At 66.3% G+C, this 23,665-nt stretch carries 39 protein-coding genes; 34 read left to right on the top strand and 5 right to left on the bottom strand.

The annotated features are described in order from the left end of the window. Window positions 1-69: 69 nt before the first annotated feature. The 5 genes from JAV51_RS11200 to JAV51_RS11220 are packed head-to-tail and all read right to left on the bottom strand — an operon-like array spanning window position 70 to window position 3,589. Window positions 70-657 (bottom strand): hypothetical protein, encoded by a 588-nt coding sequence (locus JAV51_RS11200; protein ID WP_197320634.1) that lies wholly within the window; start codon window positions 655-657, stop codon window positions 70-72. Window positions 658-664: 7 nt separating this feature from the next. Beyond that, window positions 665-1,786, bottom strand: coding sequence for a hypothetical protein (locus JAV51_RS11205; protein WP_197320635.1), 1,122 nt, complete (start codon window positions 1,784-1,786; stop codon window positions 665-667). Between the two features lie 37 nt (window positions 1,787-1,823). After that, window positions 1,824-2,165 (bottom strand): hypothetical protein, encoded by a 342-nt coding sequence (locus JAV51_RS11210; RefSeq protein WP_197320636.1) that lies wholly within the window; start codon window positions 2,163-2,165, stop codon window positions 1,824-1,826. Then, the gene (locus JAV51_RS11215) at window positions 2,162-2,956 is read right to left on the bottom strand and encodes a hypothetical protein (protein WP_197320637.1); all 795 of its coding nucleotides are present in this window, start codon (window positions 2,954-2,956) and stop codon (window positions 2,162-2,164) included. The genes JAV51_RS11210 and JAV51_RS11215 overlap by 4 nt, the downstream gene beginning before the upstream one ends. Window positions 2,957-3,007: 51 nt before the next feature. After that, window positions 3,008-3,589 (bottom strand): YbaB/EbfC family nucleoid-associated protein, encoded by a 582-nt coding sequence (locus JAV51_RS11220; protein WP_197320638.1) that lies wholly within the window; start codon window positions 3,587-3,589, stop codon window positions 3,008-3,010. 471 nt (window positions 3,590-4,060) lie between these two features. Between JAV51_RS11220 and rpsL the strand changes: the two genes are divergently transcribed. The 34 genes from rpsL (at window position 4,061) to rpsK (ending at window position 23,660) form a co-directional block, all read left to right on the top strand. Continuing rightward, window positions 4,061-4,435, top strand: a complete 375-nt coding sequence (gene rpsL / locus JAV51_RS11225; RefSeq protein WP_005443238.1) for a 30S ribosomal protein S12 — start codon at window positions 4,061-4,063, stop codon at window positions 4,433-4,435. Next, on the top strand, window positions 4,435-4,905 hold the full coding sequence (gene rpsG, locus JAV51_RS11230) for a 30S ribosomal protein S7 (RefSeq protein ID WP_197320639.1): 471 nt from the start codon (window positions 4,435-4,437) through the stop codon (window positions 4,903-4,905). Before rpsL ends, rpsG begins: the two co-directional genes overlap by 1 nt. 94 nt (window positions 4,906-4,999) lie before the next feature. After that, window positions 5,000-7,102, top strand: a complete 2,103-nt coding sequence (gene fusA, locus JAV51_RS11235) for an elongation factor G (protein WP_197320640.1) — start codon at window positions 5,000-5,002, stop codon at window positions 7,100-7,102. A gap of 7 nt (window positions 7,103-7,109) precedes the next feature. Beyond that, window positions 7,110-7,232 carry a hypothetical protein gene (locus tag JAV51_RS20380; protein ID WP_255534903.1) on the top strand — a complete coding sequence of 41 codons (123 nt, stop codon included), beginning with the start codon at window positions 7,110-7,112 and terminating at the stop codon, window positions 7,230-7,232. Window positions 7,233-7,469: 237 nt separating this feature from the next. Continuing rightward, window positions 7,470-8,663, top strand: a complete 1,194-nt coding sequence (tuf, locus tag JAV51_RS11240) for an elongation factor Tu (protein WP_197320641.1) — start codon at window positions 7,470-7,472, stop codon at window positions 8,661-8,663. Window positions 8,664-9,087: 424 nt separating this feature from the next. After that, entirely contained in the window at window positions 9,088-9,393 is a 306-nt protein-coding gene (rpsJ, locus tag JAV51_RS11245; protein ID WP_003883485.1) for a 30S ribosomal protein S10, read from the top strand. A gap of 30 nt (window positions 9,394-9,423) precedes the next feature. Further along, window positions 9,424-10,080, top strand: a complete 657-nt coding sequence (gene rplC / locus JAV51_RS11250) for a 50S ribosomal protein L3 (protein WP_197320642.1) — start codon at window positions 9,424-9,426, stop codon at window positions 10,078-10,080. After that, complete coding sequence (gene rplD, locus JAV51_RS11255; RefSeq protein WP_197320643.1) at window positions 10,077-10,751, top strand: 50S ribosomal protein L4; 675 nt, start codon at window positions 10,077-10,079, stop codon at window positions 10,749-10,751. Before rplC ends, rplD begins: the two co-directional genes overlap by 4 nt. Further along, window positions 10,748-11,059: a 50S ribosomal protein L23 gene (rplW, locus tag JAV51_RS11260; RefSeq protein WP_197320644.1), complete on the top strand. Its 312-nt coding sequence runs from the start codon at window positions 10,748-10,750 to the stop codon at window positions 11,057-11,059. Before rplD ends, rplW begins: the two co-directional genes overlap by 4 nt. 14 nt (window positions 11,060-11,073) lie before the next feature. Then, window positions 11,074-11,907: a 50S ribosomal protein L2 gene (gene rplB / locus JAV51_RS11265; RefSeq protein ID WP_197320645.1), complete on the top strand. Its 834-nt coding sequence runs from the start codon at window positions 11,074-11,076 to the stop codon at window positions 11,905-11,907. Window positions 11,908-11,925: 18 nt separating this feature from the next. Then, window positions 11,926-12,207, top strand: a complete 282-nt coding sequence (gene rpsS, locus JAV51_RS11270) for a 30S ribosomal protein S19 (RefSeq protein WP_005453244.1) — start codon at window positions 11,926-11,928, stop codon at window positions 12,205-12,207. A gap of 26 nt (window positions 12,208-12,233) precedes the next feature. After that, window positions 12,234-12,656, top strand: coding sequence for a 50S ribosomal protein L22 (gene rplV, locus JAV51_RS11275; protein ID WP_005443250.1), 423 nt, complete (start codon window positions 12,234-12,236; stop codon window positions 12,654-12,656). Beyond that, the gene (gene rpsC, locus JAV51_RS11280) at window positions 12,656-13,501 is read left to right on the top strand and encodes a 30S ribosomal protein S3 (RefSeq protein WP_197320646.1); all 846 of its coding nucleotides are present in this window, start codon (window positions 12,656-12,658) and stop codon (window positions 13,499-13,501) included. The genes rplV and rpsC overlap by 1 nt, the downstream gene beginning before the upstream one ends. A 3-nt stretch (window positions 13,502-13,504) precedes the next feature. Further along, window positions 13,505-13,924: a 50S ribosomal protein L16 gene (gene rplP / locus JAV51_RS11285; RefSeq protein ID WP_197320647.1), complete on the top strand. Its 420-nt coding sequence runs from the start codon at window positions 13,505-13,507 to the stop codon at window positions 13,922-13,924. Beyond that, the gene (gene rpmC, locus JAV51_RS11290; protein ID WP_005443256.1) at window positions 13,924-14,175 is read left to right on the top strand and encodes a 50S ribosomal protein L29; all 252 of its coding nucleotides are present in this window, start codon (window positions 13,924-13,926) and stop codon (window positions 14,173-14,175) included. The genes rplP and rpmC overlap by 1 nt, the downstream gene beginning before the upstream one ends. Further along, window positions 14,172-14,453, top strand: a complete 282-nt coding sequence (gene rpsQ / locus JAV51_RS11295) for a 30S ribosomal protein S17 (RefSeq protein WP_005443258.1) — start codon at window positions 14,172-14,174, stop codon at window positions 14,451-14,453. The genes rpmC and rpsQ overlap by 4 nt, the downstream gene beginning before the upstream one ends. Before the next feature lie 78 nt (window positions 14,454-14,531). After that, complete coding sequence (gene rplN, locus JAV51_RS11300) at window positions 14,532-14,900, top strand: 50S ribosomal protein L14 (RefSeq protein WP_005453254.1); 369 nt, start codon at window positions 14,532-14,534, stop codon at window positions 14,898-14,900. After that, window positions 14,901-15,215, top strand: coding sequence for a 50S ribosomal protein L24 (gene rplX / locus JAV51_RS11305; RefSeq protein WP_197320648.1), 315 nt, complete (start codon window positions 14,901-14,903; stop codon window positions 15,213-15,215). Beyond that, a complete protein-coding gene (gene rplE, locus JAV51_RS11310) occupies window positions 15,215-15,784 on the top strand; it encodes a 50S ribosomal protein L5 (protein WP_197320649.1) in 570 nt (189 codons plus the stop codon). The genes rplX and rplE overlap by 1 nt, the downstream gene beginning before the upstream one ends. A gap of 4 nt (window positions 15,785-15,788) precedes the next feature. Next, window positions 15,789-15,974, top strand: a complete 186-nt coding sequence (locus tag JAV51_RS11315; RefSeq protein WP_005443268.1) for a type Z 30S ribosomal protein S14 — start codon at window positions 15,789-15,791, stop codon at window positions 15,972-15,974. Between the two features lie 96 nt (window positions 15,975-16,070). Next, a complete protein-coding gene (rpsH, locus tag JAV51_RS11320; RefSeq protein ID WP_197320650.1) occupies window positions 16,071-16,469 on the top strand; it encodes a 30S ribosomal protein S8 in 399 nt (132 codons plus the stop codon). Between the two features lie 15 nt (window positions 16,470-16,484). After that, the gene (gene rplF, locus JAV51_RS11325; protein ID WP_197320651.1) at window positions 16,485-17,024 is read left to right on the top strand and encodes a 50S ribosomal protein L6; all 540 of its coding nucleotides are present in this window, start codon (window positions 16,485-16,487) and stop codon (window positions 17,022-17,024) included. Between the two features lie 2 nt (window positions 17,025-17,026). Further along, window positions 17,027-17,425, top strand: a complete 399-nt coding sequence (gene rplR / locus JAV51_RS11330) for a 50S ribosomal protein L18 (protein WP_197320652.1) — start codon at window positions 17,027-17,029, stop codon at window positions 17,423-17,425. 36 nt (window positions 17,426-17,461) lie between these two features. Further along, window positions 17,462-18,091: a 30S ribosomal protein S5 gene (gene rpsE, locus JAV51_RS11335; RefSeq protein WP_197320653.1), complete on the top strand. Its 630-nt coding sequence runs from the start codon at window positions 17,462-17,464 to the stop codon at window positions 18,089-18,091. A gap of 1 nt (window position 18,092) precedes the next feature. Then, window positions 18,093-18,275 carry a 50S ribosomal protein L30 gene (gene rpmD / locus JAV51_RS11340; protein ID WP_005461381.1) on the top strand — a complete coding sequence of 61 codons (183 nt, stop codon included), beginning with the start codon at window positions 18,093-18,095 and terminating at the stop codon, window positions 18,273-18,275. After that, complete coding sequence (gene rplO / locus JAV51_RS11345; RefSeq protein WP_197320654.1) at window positions 18,275-18,718, top strand: 50S ribosomal protein L15; 444 nt, start codon at window positions 18,275-18,277, stop codon at window positions 18,716-18,718. Before rpmD ends, rplO begins: the two co-directional genes overlap by 1 nt. Before the next feature lie 397 nt (window positions 18,719-19,115). Continuing rightward, on the top strand, window positions 19,116-20,423 hold the full coding sequence (secY, locus tag JAV51_RS11350) for a preprotein translocase subunit SecY (protein WP_197320770.1): 1,308 nt from the start codon (window positions 19,116-19,118) through the stop codon (window positions 20,421-20,423). After that, complete coding sequence (locus JAV51_RS11355) at window positions 20,420-20,974, top strand: adenylate kinase (protein ID WP_197320655.1); 555 nt, start codon at window positions 20,420-20,422, stop codon at window positions 20,972-20,974. The genes secY and JAV51_RS11355 overlap by 4 nt, the downstream gene beginning before the upstream one ends. Before the next feature lie 39 nt (window positions 20,975-21,013). Beyond that, window positions 21,014-21,796: a type I methionyl aminopeptidase gene (map, locus tag JAV51_RS11360; RefSeq protein ID WP_197320656.1), complete on the top strand. Its 783-nt coding sequence runs from the start codon at window positions 21,014-21,016 to the stop codon at window positions 21,794-21,796. 269 nt (window positions 21,797-22,065) lie between these two features. Then, window positions 22,066-22,287 carry a translation initiation factor IF-1 gene (gene infA / locus JAV51_RS11365; RefSeq protein WP_005443304.1) on the top strand — a complete coding sequence of 74 codons (222 nt, stop codon included), beginning with the start codon at window positions 22,066-22,068 and terminating at the stop codon, window positions 22,285-22,287. 76 nt (window positions 22,288-22,363) lie between these two features. Next, entirely contained in the window at window positions 22,364-22,477 is a 114-nt protein-coding gene (rpmJ, locus tag JAV51_RS11370) for a 50S ribosomal protein L36 (protein ID WP_197320657.1), read from the top strand. Window positions 22,478-22,677: 200 nt separating this feature from the next. Further along, on the top strand, window positions 22,678-23,058 hold the full coding sequence (rpsM, locus tag JAV51_RS11375) for a 30S ribosomal protein S13 (RefSeq protein WP_197320658.1): 381 nt from the start codon (window positions 22,678-22,680) through the stop codon (window positions 23,056-23,058). Further along, window positions 23,055-23,237, top strand: a complete 183-nt coding sequence (locus tag JAV51_RS20455; protein ID WP_307845864.1) for a hypothetical protein — start codon at window positions 23,055-23,057, stop codon at window positions 23,235-23,237. The genes rpsM and JAV51_RS20455 overlap by 4 nt, the downstream gene beginning before the upstream one ends. Before the next feature lie 18 nt (window positions 23,238-23,255). After that, entirely contained in the window at window positions 23,256-23,660 is a 405-nt protein-coding gene (gene rpsK, locus JAV51_RS11380) for a 30S ribosomal protein S11 (RefSeq protein WP_197320659.1), read from the top strand. Window positions 23,661-23,665: the final 5 nt, after the last annotated feature.

Consider the following 23,665-nt stretch of genomic DNA (forward strand, 5'->3'; position numbering starts at 1 on the left):
TACATCACGCCGCCCACCGCACGCGGTCGAGTGTGCGCGGTGGGCGGCGTGAACGACGGGCGAGCCCGGTCAGCGTGGCGCGGTCAGTTCGTCGAGCGCGCGCAGCAGCCGTCTGGGCCCGAGCTGCCCTTGCCAGCTGAGCGAGACCAGCCCTGGGCCTTCGTGCCGGACCGGGGTGCCGGACTCGGCCAAGCGGTCGCGCGCCCAGTCGACGAAGTCGGCGTAGTACGCCTCCGCGTTCCCGGAGATCGCCCTCGCCCCCGAAGCACCGTGGAAGCCGCCGAAGGGGCGCGTCGACGTGGCCACCGCGACCACCGAGTATCGGTGGATGGTCCACTGCTGCTGGCCGTTGCGGACCCCCCGGCGTCTCGGCACTCCGTACTGCACGGCGTAGACGGGCCGGTGTCCGTAGGTGCCGAGGAGCTCGCACTCCGCGTACGGCACCGAGTAGGACCAGGTCACCGACCCGCTACCGGGGAGCTCGTCACCTTCTCGCGGTTGCCAGGGCAGTCGACGTTTCAACAGCCAACCGTGCGCGCGAGCCAGGCGGGGGAGCCGGACGAACCGCAACCACGCCGAGTGCAGCCCGTCCCAGCATCCGATGACCGTGAACACGACGACGGTGCACACGACCAGCAGGGCGAGCGAGGTGGGCATGACGCTCTCAGAAGTCCAGCTGCCGGGACGTCGTCTCGGTCGGCTGGTCCTCGCCGATGTCGCCGGCCTCGGCCGCGCCCGTGATGCCCTCGTAGTGCCCTTCGAGCGACGACATCGACACCTGGTCCTTGAAGAAGTCGGTGGCCGTGCCCCGCATCGACTTCCCGAAGCCCTGAGAAACCCGCGACCCGACCATCCCGGTCTCCGCGTGCAGGAGACGATCCCGCATGCCGGCCCTCATACCGTTCTCGAGCGCGTCGTCGACCCGCTGCGTCGCCTGGGTCACCTGCCTCCGCGTGGTGTCCATCGCCTCCCGGAAGCTCCTGCCCTGCCTCGTGACGAAGTCCCGCAGCTTGGCCAACAACTCCTGGATCTTGTCGAGGAGTTTCCGCAGCCAGTTCACCTGCTTGGTGGCCCTGGCACCGGTCTGGGCCGCACGAACGCCGGTGGCGGCACCCGCGGCGGCGGTCGACGCGCCCGCCGTGGGAATCGCCGCGGCCAATGCCGGGACCCAGATCATGATCAGCCAGGTGATCAGCTCGGTGAGCAGAGCCTTGATGAACTCCTCGATCACCGTCATGATCATGCTGGAGATCTGGAGCAGCTCGGAGATGTTTCCGGCTTCCCCGGCGACCGCCCTGATGCCCTTGGTGAACTCGCCGAACTTGGCGGCCGCGGCCTCCGCAGCCTCGCCGTCCCAGTCGGCCAGCGCCGTCTGGCACTCCTCGGCGAATTCGTCGGCGAAGTTGGCGATGCCTTGCGCGATGGAGGAGAAGTTGCCGGAGGCCGTCGACAGCGCAGGCCCGTCACCGCTGACCATGTGAATGGCGTCCTGCAACGGCTGGCAGATGGAGATCAGGAAGTCCAGCCCCTCACCGACCAGCCACCCGATCGGGTCCGTCGCGACGTCCGACACGACGCTGGAGCACGACGAGATGAAGCTCGCGCCCTCCGAAGCGAGGCCCTGCAAGTCCGATCCGCTCAGGCCACCGTCCGACACCGCGCTCGCCGCCCCGGCGAAGATCCCGACGGCGCCTCCCACCACGGGAAGTCCCTTGACGGCCTCGACGACCTTCTCGCCGTAGGAGCTCTCGCTCTCGATCGTGATGCCGCTCAACGCGTCGCTCATGATTCCTCGTCCCCCTTCGGAAGCTGCTCGTGCCGCGTCACACGCTGACCGTCTTGATCGTGGCCTGGGCCATTTCGGACGCGATGCGTTGCAGCGTGGCCCTGTGTCGGTCCTCGGCTACGCGGTAGTGCATCGCCGCGGTCCTCACCTTGTAAGAAGCGGACTGCAGGCCTTCCTCCATTTCGGACAGCAGATCCTTCAGATCGCCCAACATGTTCGTGTAGTCCTGTTTGACGAACAGGCCGACGATTCCCCAGGACTCGTCACCCACGTCCGCCTGGTCGACCTGGTCGCGCACGGTGTTCACCGCCGACCGGTGCGAGGCCAACGCTTGCGAGTACCGGTAAAGAGCGTCGAGGTCGACGTGGAAGCCGGTCATAGTGTCCTTTCTTGCTGTCGTTCGGCGATCGAGCGGTTCTGGTCCGCCGTGTGCCGGCGTTCCCGAAGGGAGCCGACGAGACACAGGGCTCCGCCCAGCCAAGCCCCGCCGGCGAAGAGGAGCAGGCGCCATGCGGCGAGGTCGCCGGTGAGAACCGGGTGCGGCCACAGCGGGGTGACCCACACCGGCACCACCTCTCCCGGCCTCGGAGACGGCGACTCCGCGCCCCACCAGGTGCCCTCGACGACGTGCTCCTTCCCGTCGAAGAGGTAGGTCCCGGTGACGTACGAGCTCTTCTTGCGCGTCGTGTGCACGTCGGTGACGTGAAGCTCGGTCTCGTGGGCGTAGCCGGCCAGTCCCGACACCCCGTTCACCGTCAGGTGGGTGGCGACGACGAGCAGCGCGACCCCCGCCGCCGTGCCGAGCATCCAGAGCACGCCGGAAGGTCCGGCGCCCCGACGCCGTCGTGCGGCGGAAATCAGTGCCACCACGAACGCGATCACCGAGGGCACGCCGACGACCAGCCCGACGACCCAGAGCAGCGCGCCCCACCCGACGGCGACCACCAGCCAGTACAGCGACACGGCGATGCCGAGCAGCCAGCCGACGGTGAGAACGAGCGTCCCCATGCGGTGCCGCTCCTGTCCTTCCCACGTCTGCGGGATGGGTTCGCCGTCCACGGTGTCGGGTGGCGGATGAGCCGCGCGGAGCCGAGATCCCAGTGTTCCGACGGCGATCGCACCGACGTAACCGGCGACGATCAGTACCGGAAGCATGTCTTCGACAGTCATGGTCCCCAAGTAACGCGTCCGGGACCTCCCCGGCCCGGACGCAGCCTGCTCTCAGCGGTGGTCGTCGTCCTGGAAGAGGTTCTGCAGGAACTCGTCACCGGCCGAGCCGCCGCCTCCCGCCGGGGGAGGGGTCGACGGTTGTGCGGCGTCGCCGTCGAGAAAGTCCTGATGGGAGTAGTCCTCGTGGTACTCCTCCTCCGGGCTCGGCCGCGGCGCCCGAGTGGGACGTTCCTGCTCCATGCGCTCCCGCAGCTCCTCGGGCGTGGTGCCGAAGAGCTGGGCCTGTGTCTCGATCACCTGGTCGGTGACGCCCATGCCCTCGACGTGCTCGTCGACGATTCCGGCCTGCTTGCGCGCGGCCTCGCCCACGGCCTGCTGGATCGTCGACAGCAGATCGGAGGCCAACGCCTGGGGCGGCTGAGCGAGCGCGCGGTCGGTGAGTTGGATGTCCTTGATCGCGCCGCCCGCGCCCGCCACCACGGTGACACTGCGGTCGGAGTTCGACGCGGTGGCCTCGATGGCGGCGATCTCGCTCTGCATCCGACCGACGTTGGCGAGCTGGTCGTCGACCTTCCTCAGCTTCGACTGGAACTGCTCGAACTGTGTGACGAGCCGTTCGAACTCCACCGACACGTGGGTCCCCTCCGTTACTACTTGATCAACTACTCGGCCACGATGCGTGATCAATCATGGAGTACGGTGGAGGCAGCTGTCCGCGGTTCAGCCGTGATGGACGTGAATCACTCGCGATCGCCGGGAAGGGCGCTGCGATCGCGCACACCGCCACCTGAGGTAGGCTGGGAAAACAGAACCACCCGTCCGTGTCCGCATCGCTGGTCGTACTCGACCCCCGATGTGGTAGCCGTGAATGCGGGCGGGTATCTTTGACGACCGTGCCCGGCAGGCTGTCGGGCCCTCCGTGTGCCTTCAGATCACGGTGGGTGCTTCTGGCGCCTTCCCGCGGTCGAGTCAGGCGGAGTTCCACGGCAATCCCGATGGGAAGTTGACGGGTCGTTCCTCGATCCTGAGACGGGCCGACACGCCCGACCGCGGGTACCGGGGAGACAACGTAGAGCTAGGTAGACGCAACAGAAGGCTGGTCCATTGCCCACGATCCAGCAGCTGGTCCGTAAGGGCCGCCAGGACAAGGCTGCCAAGCAGAAGACGGCGGCGCTCAAGGGAAGCCCGCAGCGTCGTGGTGTGTGCACCCGCGTGTACACGACCACGCCCAAGAAGCCGAACTCGGCCCTGCGCAAGGTCGCCCGTGTGAAGCTGAGCAACGGCATCGAAGTCACGGCCTACATCCCCGGTGAGGGTCACAACCTTCAGGAGCACTCGATGGTGCTCGTCCGTGGTGGCCGTGTGAAGGACTTGCCGGGTGTTCGCTACAAGATCATCCGCGGTTCGCTCGACACGCAGGGCGTGAAGAACCGCAAGCAGGCGCGCAGTCGGTACGGCGCGAAGAAGGAGAAGAGCTAATGCCCCGCAAGGGTCCGGCCCCGAAGCGGCCGTTGACGGCTGACCCCGTGTACCAGTCGCCGCTGGTCACGCAGTTGGTGAACAAGGTGCTGCAGGACGGCAAGCGCTCCATCGCCGAGCGCATCGTCTACGGCGCCCTGGAAGGCGCCCGGGAGAAGACCGGTACCGACCCGGTCGTCACCCTGAAGCGCGCGCTCGACAACGTGAAGCCCACCCTCGAGGTGAAGAGCCGCCGCGTCGGTGGTGCCACCTACCAGGTGCCGATCGAGGTCAAGCCGGGTCGTTCGACCACCCTTGCATTGCGTTGGATCACCATGTACGCGCGCCAGCGTCGTGAGAAGACGATGATCGAACGCCTCCAGAACGAGCTGCTCGACGCGAGCAACGGCCTCGGGGCCAGCGTGAAGCGCCGCGAGGACACCCACAAGATGGCCGAGTCCAACAAGGCCTTCGCTCACTACCGCTGGTGAGTCCGACAGCAGTGAACTTCAGGCAACACCGTCGGCCCGGTCCGATTGACGGCGCCAATGCCGGGTTCCACGTTTGAGACAGGGGAACATTGAAGTGGCACGTGACGTGCTGACCGACCTCAACAAGGTCCGCAACATCGGCATCATGGCCCACATCGACGCCGGTAAAACCACGACCACCGAGCGGATCCTGTTCTACACCGGGATCAACTACAAGCTCGGCGAGACGCACGATGGCTCGGCGACGATGGACTGGATGGAGGAGGAGCAGAAGCGAGGTATCACCATCACCTCGGCTGCCACCACCACCTTCTGGCATGACACCCAGATCAACATCATCGACACGCCCGGTCACGTCGACTTCACCGTCGAGGTGGAGCGCTCGCTGCGTGTTCTCGACGGTGCTGTCGCCGTCTTCGACGGCAAGGAAGGCGTCGAGCCGCAGTCGGAGCAGGTCTGGCGGCAGGCCGACAAGTACGACGTCCCGCGTATCTGCTTCGTCAACAAGATGGACAAGCTCGGCGCGGACTTCTACTTCACCGTCGGCACGATCGAGGAGCGTCTCGGCGCCAAGCCGCTGGTCATCCAGCTGCCCATCGGTGCGGAGAACGACTTCGAGGGTGTCGTCGACCTCGTCCGCATGAAGGCGCTGACCTGGCGTGGCGAGACCAAGAAGGGCGAGGACTACGAGGTCGAGGACATCCCGGCCGACCTCGCCGACAAGGCCGCGGAGTACCGCGAGAAGCTCATCGAGATGGTCGCCGAGGCCGACGACGAGCTGATGGAGCGCTACCTCGGTGGCGAGGAGCTGACGGAGGCCGAGATCAAGGCCGGTATCCGGAAGCTCACCATCGCGCGTGAGGCCTTCCCGGTGCTGGCGGGTTCGGCGTTCAAGAACAAGGGCGTTCAGCCCATGCTCGACGCCGTGATCGACTACCTGCCGTCGCCGCTGGACATGCCGCCGGTCGAGGGCACCCTGCCCGACGGCACCGAGGCGTCGCGCAAGCCGTCGATCGAGGAGCCGTTCTCCGCGCTCGTGTCCAAGATCGCGGTGCACCCGTTCTTCGGCAAGCTGACCTACATCCGGGTCTACTCCGGCAAGATCAGCGCGGGCACCCAAGTCGTCAACGCGACCAAGGACCGCAAGGAGCGCATCGGGAAGCTCTTCCAGATGCACTCCAACAAGGAGAACCCGGTCGACGAGGCCCAGGCCGGTCACATCTACGCCGTGCAGGGTCTGAAGGACACCACGACGGGTGACACGCTGGCCGACCCGCAGGCGCCCATCGTCCTCGAGTCGATGACGTTCCCCGAGCCGGTCATCAAGGTCGCCATCGAGCCGAAGACGAAGGCCGACCAGGAGAAGCTGTCGACCGCGATCCAGAAGCTCGCCGAGGAGGACCCGACCTTCCGGGTCAGCCAGGACGAGGAGACCGGTCAGACGATCATCGAGGGTATGGGTGAGCTCCACCTCGAGGTCCTCGTCAACCGGATGAAGACCGACTTCAAGGTCGAGGCCAACATCGGTAAGCCTCAGGTGTCCTACCGCGAGACGATCCGTAAGACCGTCGAGAAGCTGGAGTACACCCACAAGAAGCAGACCGGTGGTTCGGGTCAGTTCGCTCGCGTGATCATCTCGCTCGAGCCGCTCGACACCACGTCGGCCGAGGGCGCCCTCTACGAGTTCGACAACAAGGTCACCGGTGGTCGCGTGCCGCGGGAGTACATCCCGTCGGTGGACCAGGGTGCGCAGGACGCCATGCAGTACGGCGTGCTGGCCGGTTACCCGCTCGTCGGCCTGAAGGTCACGCTGCTGGACGGTGCCTACCACGAGGTCGACTCGTCGGAAATGGCCTTCAAGATCGCCGGTTCGATGGCGCTCAAGGAGGCCGCGAAGAAGGCCAACCCGGTTCTGCTGGAGCCGATGATGGCGGTCGAGGTGACCACGCCCGAGGACTACATGGGTGAAGTCATCGGCGACCTCAACTCCCGCCGTGGCCAGATCCAGGCCATGGAGGAAAGGTCTGGTACGCGCGTCGTCAAGGCGCTCGTGCCTCTGTCGGAGATGTTCGGGTACGTCGGCGACCTCCGGTCGAAGACCCAGGGGCGCGCCAACTACACGATGGTCTTCGACTCCTACGCGGAGGTTCCGTCGAACGTCGCGAAGGAGATCATCGCGAAGGCAACGGGGGAGTGAGCATCGCGTGAGCATTGCGAGCGCGAAGCGATGCGAACCCGGTGCCTCGCAGCGGCTGTTGCCGAGGCGACGGGAGAGCGAGCTCGCGCGAGTGGGCGCGCAGCGAAGCGAACTCGGAGTCGAGCAGTGAAGTCCGTGAAGGGCGAAGGGATCGTGATCGGTGCCGGTGCGGATGCTCCGTGCCGGCACGGTGAACGAACTCCACACCTTCGATCCGACACCGTGGCGACGGGGAAGTAAGAACCCGGAGCACCCATAACGCGGGCGCGAAAGGGGCCTTCCCCTAAGGTCCGCACAACCGAGCAGAACGAGTCGTCGGCCGGCAGCCACGCCGACCGGCAGCAAGAAAGTCCAGGAGGACATTCCAGTGGCGAAGGCGAAGTTCGAGCGGAGCAAGCCGCACGTCAACATCGGGACCATCGGTCACGTCGACCACGGCAAGACCACCCTGACCGCGGCGATCACCAAGGTGCTCCACGATGCGTACCCGGAGCTGAACCAGTCGCGTGCGTTCGACCAGATCGACAACGCGCCTGAGGAGAAGCAGCGCGGTATCACGATCAACATCTCGCACGTCGAGTACCAGACCGAGAAGCGTCACTACGCGCACGTCGACGCCCCGGGCCACGCCGACTACGTGAAGAACATGATCACCGGTGCGGCTCAGATGGACGGTGCGATCCTCGTGGTCGCCGCCACCGACGGCCCGATGCCGCAGACCCGTGAGCACGTGCTGCTCGCCCGTCAGGTCGGCGTGCCGTACATCGTGGTGGCCCTGAACAAGGCCGACATGGTGGACGACGAGGAGATCCTCGAGCTGGTCGAGATGGAGGTCCGTGAGCTGCTGAGCTCGCAGGAGTTCCCCGGCGACGACGCCCCCGTGGTGCGCGTCTCCGGCCTCAAGGCTCTCGAGGGCGACGAGAAGTGGGCCAACAGCGTTCTCGAGCTGATGAACGCCGTCGACGAGTTCATCCCGGAGCCTGAGCGCGAGATCGACAAGCCGTTCCTGATGCCGGTCGAGGACGTCTTCACGATCACCGGTCGCGGTACGGTCGTCACCGGCCGTATCGAGCGCGGTGAGATCAAGCTGAACGAAGAGGTCGAGATCGTCGGTATCCGTCCGGAGGCTCGCAAGACCACGGTCACCAGCATCGAGATGTTCAACAAGATGCTGGACTCCGGCCAGGCCGGTGACAACGCCGCCCTGCTGCTCCGTGGTATCAAGCGCGAGGACGTGGAGCGCGGCCAGGTCATCACGAAGCCCGGCACGACGACCCCGCACACCGAGTTCGAGGGTTCGGTGTACATCCTCTCCAAGGACGAGGGTGGCCGTCACACGCCGTTCTTCAACAACTACCGCCCGCAGTTCTACTTCCGTACCACGGACGTGACCGGCGTCGTGACCCTCCCCGAGGGTACCGAGATGGTCATGCCGGGCGACAACACCGAGATCAAGGTGCAGCTGATCCAGCCGATCGCCATGGACGAGGGGCTGCGGTTCGCCATCCGCGAGGGTGGCCGTACCGTCGGCGCCGGCCAGGTCACCAAGATCATCAAGTAAGGCACCCACCCCGGGTGCGGGTGCCATCAGCGAATATGGCATCCTACTAAGGTTGCTCGACGCGGGGCGGCCGATTTCGCAAGGACATAAGGCTCCCGAGAAATCGGCCGCTCCGCCGTGAGCGTCCAGGGCTCGCAATTTCTGTGAGTCAGGAGCGTTCGGTCTCATGGCCGGTGCTCCGTGGAGCAAGAAGACCTAGCGGCACGACAACGATTCCTGCGGGATCAGTCTGCGCAGTGGGTGCGACACGCCCGACCGCGTGGACCGGGAGCAGGGCGCTGACGTGCGGTAACAGCGGTACGAGACGATTCCTCGACCGTCCGACGTCCCCCGCGGGGAGGCGCCTCGACGATCGAGGGCAGGCCGGAAAGGCCGGCCCGAGGAGTCGATGTCGGGCCGGTCGAGGACGAGACGGTAAGGAACCATGGCGGGACAGAAGATCCGCATCAGGCTCAAGGCCTACGACCACGAGGCGATCGACGCCAGCGCGCGCAAGATCGTCGAGACGGTGACGCGCACCGGCGCCTCGGTCGTCGGACCTGTGCCGCTGCCCACCGAGAAGAACGTTTACTGCGTGATCCGTTCGCCGCACAAGTACAAGGACTCGCGCGAGCACTTCGAGATGCGCACGCACAAGCGTCTGATCGACATCCTCGACCCGACGCCGAAGACGGTGGACGCGCTCATGCGCATCGACCTTCCGGCGAGCGTCGACGTCAACATCCAGTAAGCGTTGGTCGAGCGGCGGAGATAGAGACTCATGTCTGACAGGCAAGTGAAGGGCATTCTGGGCACCAAGCTCGGCATGACCCAGGTCTTCGACGAGAACAACCGGGTCGTCCCGGTGACCGTCGTCAAGGCCGGGCCGAACGTGGTGACCCAGGTGCGCAACAAGGAGAAGGACGGCTACTCGGCCGTGCAGTTGGCCTTCGGTGCCATCGACCCGCGCCGGGTCAACAAGCCGGTCACCGGGCACTTCGAGAAGGCCGGTGTGACGCCGCGGCGGTACCTCGCCGAGCTGCGCACCGCCGACGCGGACACCTACGAGGTGGGCCAGGAGGTCACCGCCGAGGTGTTCTCCGACGGCGCGATCGTGGACGTCACCGGCACCACCAAGGGCAAGGGCTACGCCGGTGTCATGAAGCGCCACGGCTTCCGCGGCCAGGGCGCCAGCCACGGTAACCAGGCGAAGCACCGTGCCCCGGGTTCGATCGGTGGCTGCGCCACCCCGGGCCGTGTGTTCAAGGGCATGCGCATGGCGGGCCGCATGGGCCGCGACCGCGTGACCACGCAGGGCCTGACCGTCCACTCGGTGCGTGCCGAGGACGGCCTCCTGCTCATCAAGGGCGCGGTCCCCGGCCCCAAGGGCGGCCTGGTGTTCGTGCGTAGCGCCGCGAAGGGTGGTGTGACCGAATGACCGCGACGATCGAACTGAAGACTCCCGCTGGTGAGGCTCAGGGGACCGTCGAGCTGCCGAGCGAGATCTTCGACGTGCAGGCGAACATCGCGCTGATGCACCAGGTCGTTGTGGCCCAGATGGCGGCCGCTCGCCAGGGCACGCACGACACGAAGACCCGCGGCGAGGTCCGCGGTGGTGGCCGTAAGCCGTACCGTCAGAAGGGCACCGGTCGCGCCCGTCAGGGTTCGGTCCGCGCGCCGCAGTTCACCGGTGGTGGCACCGTGCACGGCCCCACGCCGAGGGACTACACGCAGCGCACCCCGAAGAAGATGAAGGCCGCCGCCCTGCGCGGTGCGCTCTCCGACCGCGCTCGTGCCGGCCAGGTCCACGTCATCACCGAGCTGGTGAGTGGTGAGAAGCCGTCGACGAAGGCCGCCAAGGCCGCGATCGCGGCGGTCACCCAGGCCAAGCGGGTGCTCGTGGTGCTGCAGCGCGACGACGAGGTGGGCACCTACTCGGCGCGCAACCTGCCGAACGTCCACCTGATCACGCCGGACCAGCTCAACACCTACGACGTGCTGGTCAACGACGACGTCGTGTTCACGAAGGCCGCGTTCGACGCGTTCCTCGCCGGTCCGGCGAAGGCCGCCGCGTCGTCGAGCAAGGCTGAAGGGAGTGACGAGCAGTGAGCTCCGTGGCGATCCCCGACCCGCGCGACGTCCTGATCGCGCCGGTGATCTCCGAGAAGTCCTACGGACTGCTCGACGACCACAAGTACACGTTCCTGGTTCGCCCGGACGCCAACAAGACCGAGATCAAGATCGCGGTCGAGAAGGTCTTCGGGGTGAAGGTGATCAGCGTGAACACGCTGAACCGGCCCGGTAAGCGCAAGCGCACCCGGTACGGCTACGGCAAGCGCAAGGACACCAAGCGCGCCATCGTGACGCTGTCGGCCGAGAGCAAGCCGATCGAGATCTTCGGCGGACCAGCCGCATAAGGGACTGAGACGACATGGGCATCCGCAAGTACAAGCCAACGACTCCGGGCCGCCGGGGTTCCTCGGTCGCCGACTTTGCCGAGATCACGCGGTCGGAGCCTGAGAAGTCGCTGCTGAAGCCGTTGCACGGCCGCGGTGGTCGCAACTCGGCCGGTCGCATCACCACCCGGCACAAGGGTGGCGGTCACAAGCGTGCGTACCGGGTCATCGACTTCCGGCGTCACGACAAGGACGGCATCCCGGCCAAGGTCGCGCACATCGAGTACGACCCCAACCGGAGCGCTCGCATCGCGCTGCTGCACTACGCGGACGGCGAGAAGCGCTACATCATCGCGCCGGACAAGCTGAAGCAGGGCGACCGGATCGAGAACGGCCCGAAGGCCGACATCAAGCCCGGCAACAACCTGCCGCTGCGCAACATCCCCGTCGGTACGATCGTGCACGCGATCGAGCTCCGCCCCGGCGGTGGCGCCAAGATCGCGCGTTCCGCCGGCGCTCGGGTGCAGCTCGTCGCCAAGGACGGCCCGTACGCCCAGCTGCGTATGCCTTCGGGCGAGATCCGCAACGTGGACGTGCGCAACCGCGCCACGGTCGGCGAGGTCGGCAACTCCGAGCACGCCAACATCAACTGGGGCAAGGCGGGCCGTAACCGCTGGCGCGGCAAGCGCCCGACGGTGCGTGGTGTCGTCATGAACCCGGTGGACCACCCCCACGGTGGTGGTGAGGGTCGCACCTCGGGTGGTCGCCACCCGGTGAACCCGAACGGTAAGCCGGAGGGCCGGACCCGTCGTCGCAAGCCGAGCGACAAGTTGATCGTCCGCCGCAGGCGCACCGGCAAGAAGCGCTGAGTAGGGAGGTAGCCACAGATGCCACGTAGCCTGAAGAAGGGCCCGTTCGTGGACGACCACCTGCTCAAGAAGGTGGACGCGCTCAACGAGTCGGGCAAGAAGACTGTCATCAAGACCTGGTCCCGCAGGTCCACGATCATCCCGGACATGCTGGGTCACACCATCGCGGTGCACGACGGCCGCAAGCACGTCCCGGTGTTCGTCACCGAGGCGATGGTCGGGCACAAGCTGGGCGAGTTCGCCCCGACGCGGACCTTCAAGGGTCACGTCAAGGAAGACCGCAAGTCGCGCCGCCGCTGAGCGCGCACCGAGAAGGGGAAGCAGCGATGAACGCGCGTAATGACGCGGTGGTCGAGGCAGAGGAACTGCCCACGGCCTTCGCGCGAGCTCGCTTCGTCCGGGACTCGCCGACCAAGGTGCGCCGGGTGATCGAGCTGATTAAGGGCCGTAACGCGAACGAGGCGCTCGCCGTGCTTCGGTTCGCGCCGCAGACGGCCAGCGACTCCGTGGCCAAGGTGCTCGCGAGCGCCATGGCCAACGCGGAGAACAACCTCGACCTGGACCCCGACACGCTGTGGGTCAAGAACGCGTACGCCGACGAGGGTCCGACCCTCAAGCGCATCCGCCCGCGGGCGCAGGGGCGTGCGTACCGCATCCGCAAGCGGACCAGCCACATCACCGTGGAGGTCGAGTCGCGTCCCGCCGACCAGGCGAAGTCGAAGAGCAAGAAGAAGGCAGGTGGCCGGTAGTGGGCCAGAAGATCAACCCGCACGGCTTCCGGCTCGGGATCACCACGGACTGGAAGTCCCGCTGGTACGCGGACAAGCAGTACTCGGAGTACGTCGCCGAGGACGTCAAGATCCGTAAGCTCCTGTCCACCGGTATGGAGCGCGCGGGCATCTCCAAGGTCGAGATCGAGCGCACCCGCGACCGGGTTCGCGTCGACATCCACACCGCGCGTCCCGGCATCGTCATCGGTCGTCGCGGTGCGGAGGCCGACCGGATCCGCGGCGCGCTGGAGAAGCTCACCGGCAAGCAGGTCCAGCTGAACATCCTCGAGGTGAAGAACTCCGAGGCCGACGCTCAGCTGGTCGCCCAGGGCATCGCCGAGCAGCTCTCGAACCGCGTGGCGTTCCGTCGCGCGATGCGCAAGGCGATTCAGACCTCGATGCGCTCGCCGCAGGTCAAGGGCATCCGCGTCCAGTGCAGTGGTCGTCTCGGCGGTGCCGAGATGTCCCGTTCCGAGCACTACCGCGACGGTCGCGTCCCGCTGCACACGCTGCGCGCCGACATCGACTATGGCTTCTTCGAGGCCCGTACGACGTTCGGCCGCATCGGCGTGAAGGTGTGGATCTACAAGGGTGACCTGATCGGTGGCCTGAAGGCGAAGCAGGAGCGGGAGGCGGCTGCCGCCGCCGAGCGTGCGCCGCGCCGCGAGCGTCCCTCGCGTCGGCGTTCCGGCAACGCGCCGTCCTCGAACGAGTCGAGCCGGGCCGCTGCGTCGCAGGGTGGAGCCAAGAGCGACACCGACACCGCGACCAGCCAGGCCCCGCAGGTGGCGGCCACGGACGCCACAGAGAAAACGGAGGGCTGAGGCGTGCTCATCCCACGCAAGGTCAAGTACCGCAAGCAGCACTCGCCGAAGCGTTCCGGCGCCGCCAAGGGCGGTACCAAGGTCACGTTCGGTGAGTTCGGCATCCAGGCGCTCGAGCACAGCTACGTGACGAACCGGCAGATCGAGTCCGCTCGTATCGCCATGACCCGGCACATCAAGCGTGGCGGCAAGATCTGGATCAACATCTTCCCGGACCGTCCGCTGACCAAGAAGCCCGCCGAGACCCGTATGGGTTCCGGTAAGGGTTCGCCGGAGTGGTGGGTCGCCAACGTGAAGCCCGGTCGGGTCATGTTCGAGATGAGCTTCCCGAACGAAGCTGTGGCGCGCGAGGCGATGCGTCGTGCGATCCACAAGCTGCCGATGAAGTGCAGGATCGTGACTCGTGAAGGTGGTGAGTTCTGATGGCGAAGGCCGGAGGAGTGGCGGCGTCAGAACTTCGTGAGCTCACTGCTGAGGAGCTCGTGCTGCGCCTGAAGGAGTCCAAGGAGGAGCTGTTCAACCTCCGGTTCCAGATGGCGACCGGGCAGCTCGACAACAACCGCAGGCTGCGCACGGTGCGCGCGGACATCGCCCGCATCTACACCGTGATGCGGGAGCGGGAGCTCGGTCTGTCCGTCTCCCCCGAGGAGAACGAGAGTGAGGGTGCCGCATGACGGAGGCGGTGCAGAACAAGGACTCCGGTCGTAACTACCGGAAGGTCCGCGAGGGACTGGTCGTGTCCGACAAGATGGACAAGACGATCGTCGTGGAGCTCGAAGACCGGAAGAAGCACCCGCTGTACGGCAAGGTCCTGCGCAGCACCAAGAAGGTGAAGGCGCACGACGAGCAGAACACCGCCGGTGTGGGTGACCGGGTCCTGCTCATGGAGACCCGACCGCTGTCGGCCACCAAGCGGTGGCGGCTCGTCGAGATCCGCGAGAAGGCCAAGTAATCAGGGGCTGGGCAACAGCCCCCTTCGTTCCGCCAGGCTCGGCTCCGCCGAGAACCGGCGCGACATACAGGAGTTGACGTGATCCAGCAGGAGTCGCGACTGCGAGTCGCCGACAACACGGGTGCCAAGGAGATCCTGACCATCCGGGTGCTCGGTGGCTCGGGGCGGCGCTACGCGGGCATCGGTGACATCATCGTCGCCACCGTCAAGGACGCCATCCCGGGCGCCAACGTGAAGCGTGGTGACGTCGTCAAGGCCGTGATTGTCAGGACCGCGAAGGAGAAGCGTCGCCCCGACGGCTCCTACATCCGGTTCGACGAGAACGCCGCGGTGCTCATCAAGAACGACAACGAACCGCGAGGCACACGCATCTTCGGGCCGGTTGGCCGTGAGCTGCGCGACCGCAAGTTCATGAAGATCATCTCGCTGGCGCCGGAGGTGCTCTGAATGAAGGTCAAGAAGGGCGACACGGTCCTCGTCATCGCTGGCAAGGACAAGGGTGCCAAGGGCAAGGTCATCAAGGCCTACCCCGAGCGCCAGCGGATTCTGGTCGAGGGTGTCAACCGGATCAAGAAGCACACCCGGATCACCCAGACGCAGCGCGGTGCCCAGTCCGGCGGGATCGTCACCCAGGAGGCTCCCATCCACGTGTCGAACGTGATGGTCGTCGACTCCGACGGGAAGCCGACCCGGGTGGGCTACCGCTTCGGCGAGGACGGCAAGAAGGTTCGTATCTCGCGTAGGACGGGCAAGGACATCTGATGACGACCGCAGAGAAGACGTACCCGACACCGCGGTTGAAGAGCCGGTACCGCGAGGAGATCGCCGGCCAGCTGCGCGAGGAGTTCGGCTACACCAACCCGCACCAGATCCCCGGTGTGGTCAAGGTCGTGGTGAACATGGGCGTCGGTGACGCCGCTCGCGACAGCAAGCTGATCGAGGGCGCCATCCGCGACCTCGCCACCATCACGGGACAGAAGCCCGAGGTGCGCCGCGCCCGGAAGTCCATCGCGCAGTTCAAGCTGCGCGAAGGGCAGCCGATCGGCGCTCGCGTGACGCTCCGTGGCGACCGCATGTGGGAGTTCCTGGACCGGCTGCTGACCATCGCGTTGCCGCGTATCCGCGACTTCCGCGGGCTGTCGGGCAAGCAGTTCGACGGCAATGGCAACTACACGTTCGGTCTCACCGAGCAGTCGATGTTCCACGAGATCAACCCTGACTCCATCGACCGCCCGCGCGGCATGGACATCACGGTTGTGACCACCGCGATCACCGACGACGAGGGTCGCTCGTTGCTGCGCAAGCTCGGTTTCCCCTTCAAGGAGGCGTGATCAGATGGCCAAGAAAGCTCTGATCGCCAAGGCCGCCCGCAAGCCCAAGTTCGGCGTGCGTGCCTACACCCGCTGCCAGCGTTGCGGACGTCCTCGCTCGGTGTACCGCAAGTTCGGCCTGTGCCGGATCTGCCTGCGGGAGATGGCGCACGCGGGTCAGTTGCCTGGCGTGAACAAGTCGAGCTGGTAGAGGCTCTTTGACGTCCCCTGCTCCGCGCAGGGACCCATCCACTTCGCCACAGGCCCCGGACAGGGGAACCAGGGCGAGAAAGGTTGACAGGTCACCATGACGATGACCGACCCGATCGCAGACTTCCTGACACGTCTGCGTAACGCGAACTCGGCGTACCACGACGCGGTCGTGCTGCCGCACTCGAAGATCAAGGCGAACATCGCCGAGATCCTCAAGCGCGAGGGCTACATCGCGGACTACCGCACCGAGCCGGGTGAGAAGCACAAGAACCTGGTTGTGGAGCTGAAGTACGGCCCGAACCGCGAGCGCAGCATCGCCGGTCTCCGGCGCGTGTCCAAGCCCGGTCTGCGGGTGTACGCGAAATCGACCAACCTGCCCAGCGTTCTGGGTGGCCTCGGCGTGGCGATCATCTCGACGTCGTCCGGGCTGCAGACCGACAGGCAGTGCAAGCGCAACGGCGTGGGCGGCGAAGTCCTCGCCTACGTCTGGTGAGGAAGGGGGACTGGCATGTCACGCATCGGTAAGCTGCCGATCACCGTCCCCTCCGGGGTCGATGTGACCATCGACGGGCAGCACATCACGGTCAAGGGCCCGAAGGGCACGCTCGACCACCGGGTCGCCGAGCCGATCACCGTGGAACGCGGTGAGGACGGCTCGCTGCTGGTGAAGCGTCCCGACGACGAGCGGGAGAGCCGCGCGCTGCACGGTCTCACCAGGACCTTGGTGAACAACCTGGTCATCGGTGTGACGCAGGGCTACGAGAAGCGGATGGAGATCCACGGAGTCGGTTACCGCGTGCAGGCCAAGGGGTCGGACCTCGAGTTCGCCCTCGGCTACAGCCACCCGGTGCTGATCAAGGCTCCGGAGGGCATCACCTTCAAGGTCGAGAGCCCGACCAAGTTCTCCGTGTCCGGCATCGACAAGCAGAAGGTCGGCCAGATCGCGGCGGTCATCCGGCGTCTGCGTCGCCCGGACCCGTACAAGGGCAAGGGCTTGCGCTACGAGGGTGAGCGCATTCGCCGCAAGGTCGGGAAGACGGGTAAGTGATCATGAGCGAAACGGTTACGAAGCGCAAGCCGATCGGCAAGGACGTCTCCACCCGTCGTCGTGCTGGCAAGATCCGTCGACACAACCGGCTGCGCAAGAAGATCCACGGCACTGCGGCGCGTCCGCGGATGTCGGTGAAGCGCTCCTCGCGGCACATCGTCGTTCAGCTGATCGACGACCTGGCGGGGCACACCCTGGCCTCCGCGTCCAGCCTCGAGGCGGACGTCCAGGCCGTCGAGGGCGACAAGAAGGCCAAGGCCGCCAAGGTCGGCGAGTTGGTCGCGGCCCGCGCCAAGGCGGCGGGCGTCTCCAAGGTGGTGTTCGACCGCGGTGGCAACGCCTACCACGGTCGGATCGCCGCTCTGGCGGATGCCGCCCGAGAGGGCGGGTTGGAGTTCTGACATGAGCAAGATTCTCGAGAACGGAAGGAACGCCTGATGCCGGGACGTACGCGGCAATCCGGCGGCCAGGGCGGATCGGGCGACCGCGAGCGCGGTGGCCGGGACCGCAGGGACCGTCGTGACGGTGGCCGTGGCGGGGCGGCCCAGGACAAGACCCCGCACCTCGAGCGCGTCGTAGCGATCAACCGCGTGGCCAAGGTCGTCAAGGGTGGTCGTCGCTTCAGCTTCACCGCGCTGGTGGTTGTCGGTGACGGCGACGGCCAGGTCGGTGTCGGCTACGGCAAGGCCAAGGAAGTTCCCGCGGCCATCGCCAAGGGTGTCGAGGAGGCGAAGAAGAACTTCTTCCGCGTTCCTCGGATCGGCGGCACCATCCCGCACCCCGTCCAGGGTGAGGAGGCCGCCGGTGTCGTGCTGCTCCGTCCGGCCAGCGCCGGTACCGGTGTGATCGCCGGTGGCGCCGTCCGTGCCGTGCTGGAGTGCGCTGGCATCCAGGACGTGTTGTCGAAGTCGCTCGGCAGCGACAACGCGATCAACATCGTGCACGCGACCGTGCGGGCCCTGAAGGACCTGCAGCGTCCCGAAGAGGTCGCCGCTCGTCGTGGTCTGCCGCTCGAGGACGTCGCTCCGGCCCGGATGCTGCGTCAGCGTGCGGGGCAGGGGGTCTGACATGGCTCAGCTGAAGATCACCCAGACGAAGAGCACGATCGGGACCAAGCAGAACCACCGGGCGTCGCTCCGTACCCTCGGTCTGCGCAAGATCCGGCAGTCCGTGGTGCGTGAGGACACGCCGCAGGTGCGTGGCCTCATCCACACGGTCCGGCACCTGGTGACCGTGGAGGAGGTCAAGTAATGGCCATCAAGATCCACCACCTGAAGCCTGCCCCCGGCGCCAAGCGCGACAAGATCCGCGTCGGCCGCGGTGAGGGTTCGAAGGGCAAGACGGCGGGTCGCGGTACGAAGGGCACCAAGGCCCGGAAGAACGTGCCCGCGGGCTTCGAAGGTGGGCAGATGCCCATCCACATGCGGCTGCCCAAGCTGCGTGGATTCAAGAACCGGTTCCGCACCGAGTACCAGGGAATCAACGTGGGCGACCTCGTCCGCGTGTTCCCCGAGGGCGGGAAGATCGGCAAGGACGAGCTCGTCGCTTCTGGACTGGTCCACAAGAGTGAACTTGTGAAGGTCCTGGGCGACGGCGACGTGGACGGCGTGAAGTTCGACGTCACGGCCGACGCGTTCTCGAAGTCCGCGAAGGAGAAGATCGAGGCAGCGGGCGGCTCCGTCACCACGCTCTGAGATCGATCCCGAGCAACGCTCTGACAAGGCCCGCCGGACCAGCACAATGGACCGGCGGGCCTTGTCGTGTGTCCTGACCGCGTTCTGCCCGCGAAACGCGGTTCGTGGGCGTCGTCCACAGAGCGGGGCGTCCCGTCGGGACCGATTTCCCGGAGGAGTCCGGTACTCCTTTCGTAGCCGTGACTGTCGACTTTCGTCGTAGCGCGGCCGTGTGTGGGGTGTGGAAACACTGCACTAGATGCGGCACCCCGCGGTGATGCTGTTAAAGTCGGACCCACGCTTGGGCCGTTGTGTCTCGAGCGTGTCTGGCTTGCCGCCAGTGACGAAGTGTCCAGCCGGTCCCATGCCGGCCAAAGCCGTTCGTCGGTTCGCCGACGACGCCGAGGAGGTCCCCCGCGTGCTCAGCGCCTTCCGCTCGGCTCTCGCGACGCCGGACCTGCGCAAGAAGATCCTGTTCACGCTGATGATCGTGGCCGTGTACCGGATCGGTGCGGTCACGCCGGCGCCCGGGGTCTCCTACCCGAACGTGCAGGCGTGCCAGGCGCAGGTCGAGGATCAGAACGTGTTCTCCCTGCTGAATCTGTTCAGCGGTGGCGCGCTCCTACAGCTCTCGATCTTCGCCACGGGCATCATGCCTTACATCACGGCGAGCATCATCGTGCAGCTTCTGACCGTGGTGATTCCTCGGTTCGAGGAGCTCAAGCGTGAGGGGCAGGCCGGTCAGGGCAAGCTCACGCAGTACACGCGATACCTCACGATCGCTCTGGCGATCCTCCAGGCCACGGGTGTCGTCGCGCTCGCCGACCGCGGTCAGCTGTTCGGCAACTGCGACCAGCCGGTGCTGCCGGACAACAGCGTCTACAGCCTCGCGCTCACCGTCCTCACGATGACGGCGGGCACCGCGGTGATGATGTGGCTCGGCGAGCTCATCACCGAGCGCGGTGTCGGCAACGGCATGTCGCTGCTGATCTTCCTGAACATCGCCGCGCAGATCCCGGCCGAGGGCGGCAACATCCTGAGCAACCAGGGTGGCCTGACCTTCTTCTTCATCTGCCTGCTCGCGCTGGCGATCATCGCGAGCGTCATCTTCGTCGAGCAGGGTCAGCGCCGGATCCCGGTGCAGTACGCGAAGCGCATGATCGGTCGCCGGATGTACGGCGGCACGTCGACCTACCTGCCGATCAAGGTGAACCAGGCGGGTGTCATCCCGGTCATCTTCGCGTCGTCGCTGCTGTACCTGCCCGACCTGCTCGGGCAGCTCATCGGCGACCCGAACCAGGCGTCCGGCTGGCAGCGGTTCCTGCAGAACTACGTCACGAACCAGTCGCACTGGGTCCACATCGCGTTGTACTTCGCGATGATCATTTTCTTCACGTACTTCTACATCACGATCACGTTCAACGTGGACGATCGTGCAGAGGAGATGAAGAAGTTCGGCGGCTTCATCCCCGGCATCCGTCCGGGCCGACCCACTGCCGAGTACCTCGGGTTCGTGCTGAGCCGCATCACGCTCCCCGGGTCGATCTACCTCGGTATCGTCGCGATCCTGCCGAACTTCTTCTTGTCAGTCACCGGCGAAGGGAACAACCAGAACTTCCCGTTCGGCGGAACAGCTGTGCTGATCATGGTCGGTGTCGGTCTCGACACCGTGAAGCAGATCGAAAGCCAGCTCATGCAGCGTAACTACGAAGGGTTCCTCCGATGACGCGTGTAGTTCTCGTCGGCCCGCCTGGGGCAGGTAAAGGCACACAGGCGGCGGCGCTGTCGAAGCGGCTGGGGATCCCACACATCTCGACGGGCGACCTCTTCCGCAAGCACGTCGGTGACGAGACGCCGCTCGGCAGGGAAGCGAAGCGCTACCTCGACTCGGGCGAGCTCGTGCCGGACACCGTGACCAACGAGATGGTGCGCGAGCGGCTGGCGGAGCCGGACGCCAAGGCCGGGTTCCTGCTCGACGGGTTCCCTCGAACGACCAGGCAGGCCGACGTGCTGGCGGAGATGCTCAAGGAAGCGGAGCAGACCCTCGACGCCGTCATCGAGCTGAAGGTGCCCGAGGACGTGCTCGTCGAGCGGCTGCTCGGTCGTGGCCGCAGCGACGACACCGAGGACGTCATCCGACGTCGGCAGCAGGTGTACCGGTCGGAGACCGCGCCGCTGCTGGAGTACTACGGCGACATCCTCGTCACCGTGGACGGTGTCGGTGACGTCGACGAGGTGTCGAGCAGGGTGCTCGACGCCCTGGGCAAGCGGTCCTGAGTCGGCGACTTCGTGTTCGGAATGTTTCGACGGCGGCGGATGATCGAGATCAAGACCTCCGGTGAGTTGGAGGCGATGCGTGCTGCCGGCCTCGTGGTCGCGCGCACTCTGAAGGCCGTGACGGAGGCGGCGAGGCCCGGTGTGAGCACGGGGGAGCTCGACGAGCTCGCCGAACAGGTCATCCGGGACGCGGGTGCCATCCCGTCCTTCAAGGGCTACCACGGCTTCCCGGCGTCGATCTGCGCGTCGGTGAACGAGCAGATCGTTCACGGCATTCCGTCGCGGGACACGGTGCTTGGCGACGGCGACCTGCTCTCCGTCGACTGCGGTGCCATCCTCGACGGGTGGCACGGCGACTCGGCGGTCACGATCGAGATCGGCGAGGTGTCCGAGAGCGACAGGCTGCTGTCCGAGGCGACGCGCCTGGCGATGTTGGCCGGTATCGATGCGGTGTCGCCCCGCGGCCGGCTGACCGACATCTCCCATGCCATCGAGTCCGCAGCGCGTGAGGTGGGCGCGAAGCACGGCGTCGACTACGGGATGATCGTCGAGTACGGCGGCCACGGCATCGGACGTGAGATGCACATGGAGCCGTTCCTGCCGAACGTGGGCAAGCCCGGCAAGGGTCCGAAGCTCGCCGTCGGCATGGCACTGGCGATCGAACCGATGCTGACGGGCGGGTCGGCCGATACCGTGGAGCTGGAGGACGGCTGGACGGTCGTCACCGCCGACGGTTCCAGGGCCGCTCACTGGGAGCACACGGTCGCCATCACCGAGGACGGCCCGTGGGTGCTCACCGAGCCTGAGCCCGACAGCGTTTAGCGGGCGAAACGCGGTTCACCACCCCCACGGCCCGCCGTCCCCGCGCGTTTCGCGGGCTAACTGCGGTGTGTGGCCCTCCACACTCAGCGTGACCGGCCTCCCGATCGGGCGGCCCCGTGTTCGGGCTTGACAATCGTTGCGTACACTGTCTAGTCGGCGTGCTCATCACGTCGGCTCCAACGTGCTTGCCGGCTGCTTGGGGTCGGGGTGACGTGTGTGCCACCCAGGCAAGCACTCGAACGCTCAACCGATCACGAAACGCGGAGTACATGGCGAAGAAGGATGGGGCCATCGAGGTCGAGGGCCGTGTAATCGAGCCGCTCCCCAACGCGATGTTTCGCGTCGAGCTGGAGAACGGCCACAAGGTCCTGGCGCACATCAGCGGCAAGATGCGGCAGCACTACATCCGCATCCTGCCGGAGGACAGGGTTGTCGTGGAGCTCTCGCCCTACGACTTGTCCCGTGGGCGCATCGTCTATCGCTACAAGTGATCAGGGCGAGCGTGGTGGGAGGTGACTCCCGCCAGGGGGCGCGCAGCAACTCAGCACGAGCAGGAGAGCAGGAGACGTGAAGGTCAAGCCGAGCGTCAAGAAGATCTGCGACAAGTGCCAGATCGTCCGTCGTCACGGACGCGTCATGGTCATCTGCGACAACCTGCGCCACAAGCAGCGCCAGGGCTGATCGCGGTCGTCGTCAGAGCTCTGACAGCACAATCGCACACCCTCCCCGCGCCTGCCGGGTCGTGACGACCCGGTTCACCCTCGGAACTTCGGGCCGAGGCCGGGACACCGTCCGCGAGAGCGGTCGGACGACGGCGAGTCGTCCCGGGATGGGCAGGGAGCAGACCCGAAGAACGATGCAACGAAGGAGCACAACCGCCAATGGCACGACTCGCTGGCGTTGATCTCCCCCGCGAGAAGCGGATGGAGATCGCGCTGACTTACATCTACGGCATCGGCCGTACTCGCTCGAAGGAAATCCTCGCGGCGACGCAGGTGAGCGCCGACACCCGGGTGAAGGACCTGAGTGACGACGAGCTCGCGAAGCTGAGGGAGTACATCGAGGAGAACTTCAAGGTCGAGGGTGACCTCCGGCGTGAGGTGAACGCCGACATCCGTCGGAAGATCGAGATCGGCTGCTACGAAGGCCTTCGTTGGCGCCGTGGACTGCCGGTGCGCGGCCAGCGCACCAAGACCAACGCCCGTACCCGCAAGGGCCCGAAGAAGACGGTCGCCGGCAAGAAGAAGGCAGGCAAGAAGTGAGTGCCCGCGGCAGTCGAGTTCGTTCCGGCGCGGTTCTGCGCCGCGGTACGGGCCCGATGTCGCCGAAGGCTCTCTACGCCCGTCCGATGGCGCTGCGTCAGCTGTACACCGACGCCGGCACGTTGATGCGTCGTGGGCAGCGTGAAGCCGCGGCAGCTCACCAGCAGAACTCGCGCTAAGAGGAGAACCACCCGACCATGCCACCGAAGTCTCGTACGTCGGGGACCAAGAAGGTCCGGCGTAAGGAAAAGAAGAACGTCGTTCACGGGCACGCCCACATCAAGAGCACGTTCAACAACACGATCATCTCGATCACCGACCCCAACGGCGCGGTGATCTCGTGGGCGTCCTCGGGCCACGTCGGCTTCAAGGGCTCCCGTAAGTCGACGCCGTTCGCCGCCCAGATGGCTGCCGAGAACGCGGCCCGCAAGGCCGCCGAGCACGGCATGAAGAAGGTCGACGTGTTCGTCAAGGGCCCGGGCTCCGGCCGGGAGACGGCGATCCGTTCGCTGCAGGCCGCTGGCCTCGAGGTCGGCACCATCCAGGACGTGACCCCGCAGCCGCACAACGGCTGCCGCCCCCCGAAGCGGCGCCGGGTCTGAGGAAC

The sequence above is a fragment of the Saccharomonospora sp. NB11 genome, assembly GCF_015910535.1.
Lineage (GTDB): Bacteria > Actinomycetota > Actinomycetes > Mycobacteriales > Pseudonocardiaceae > Saccharomonospora.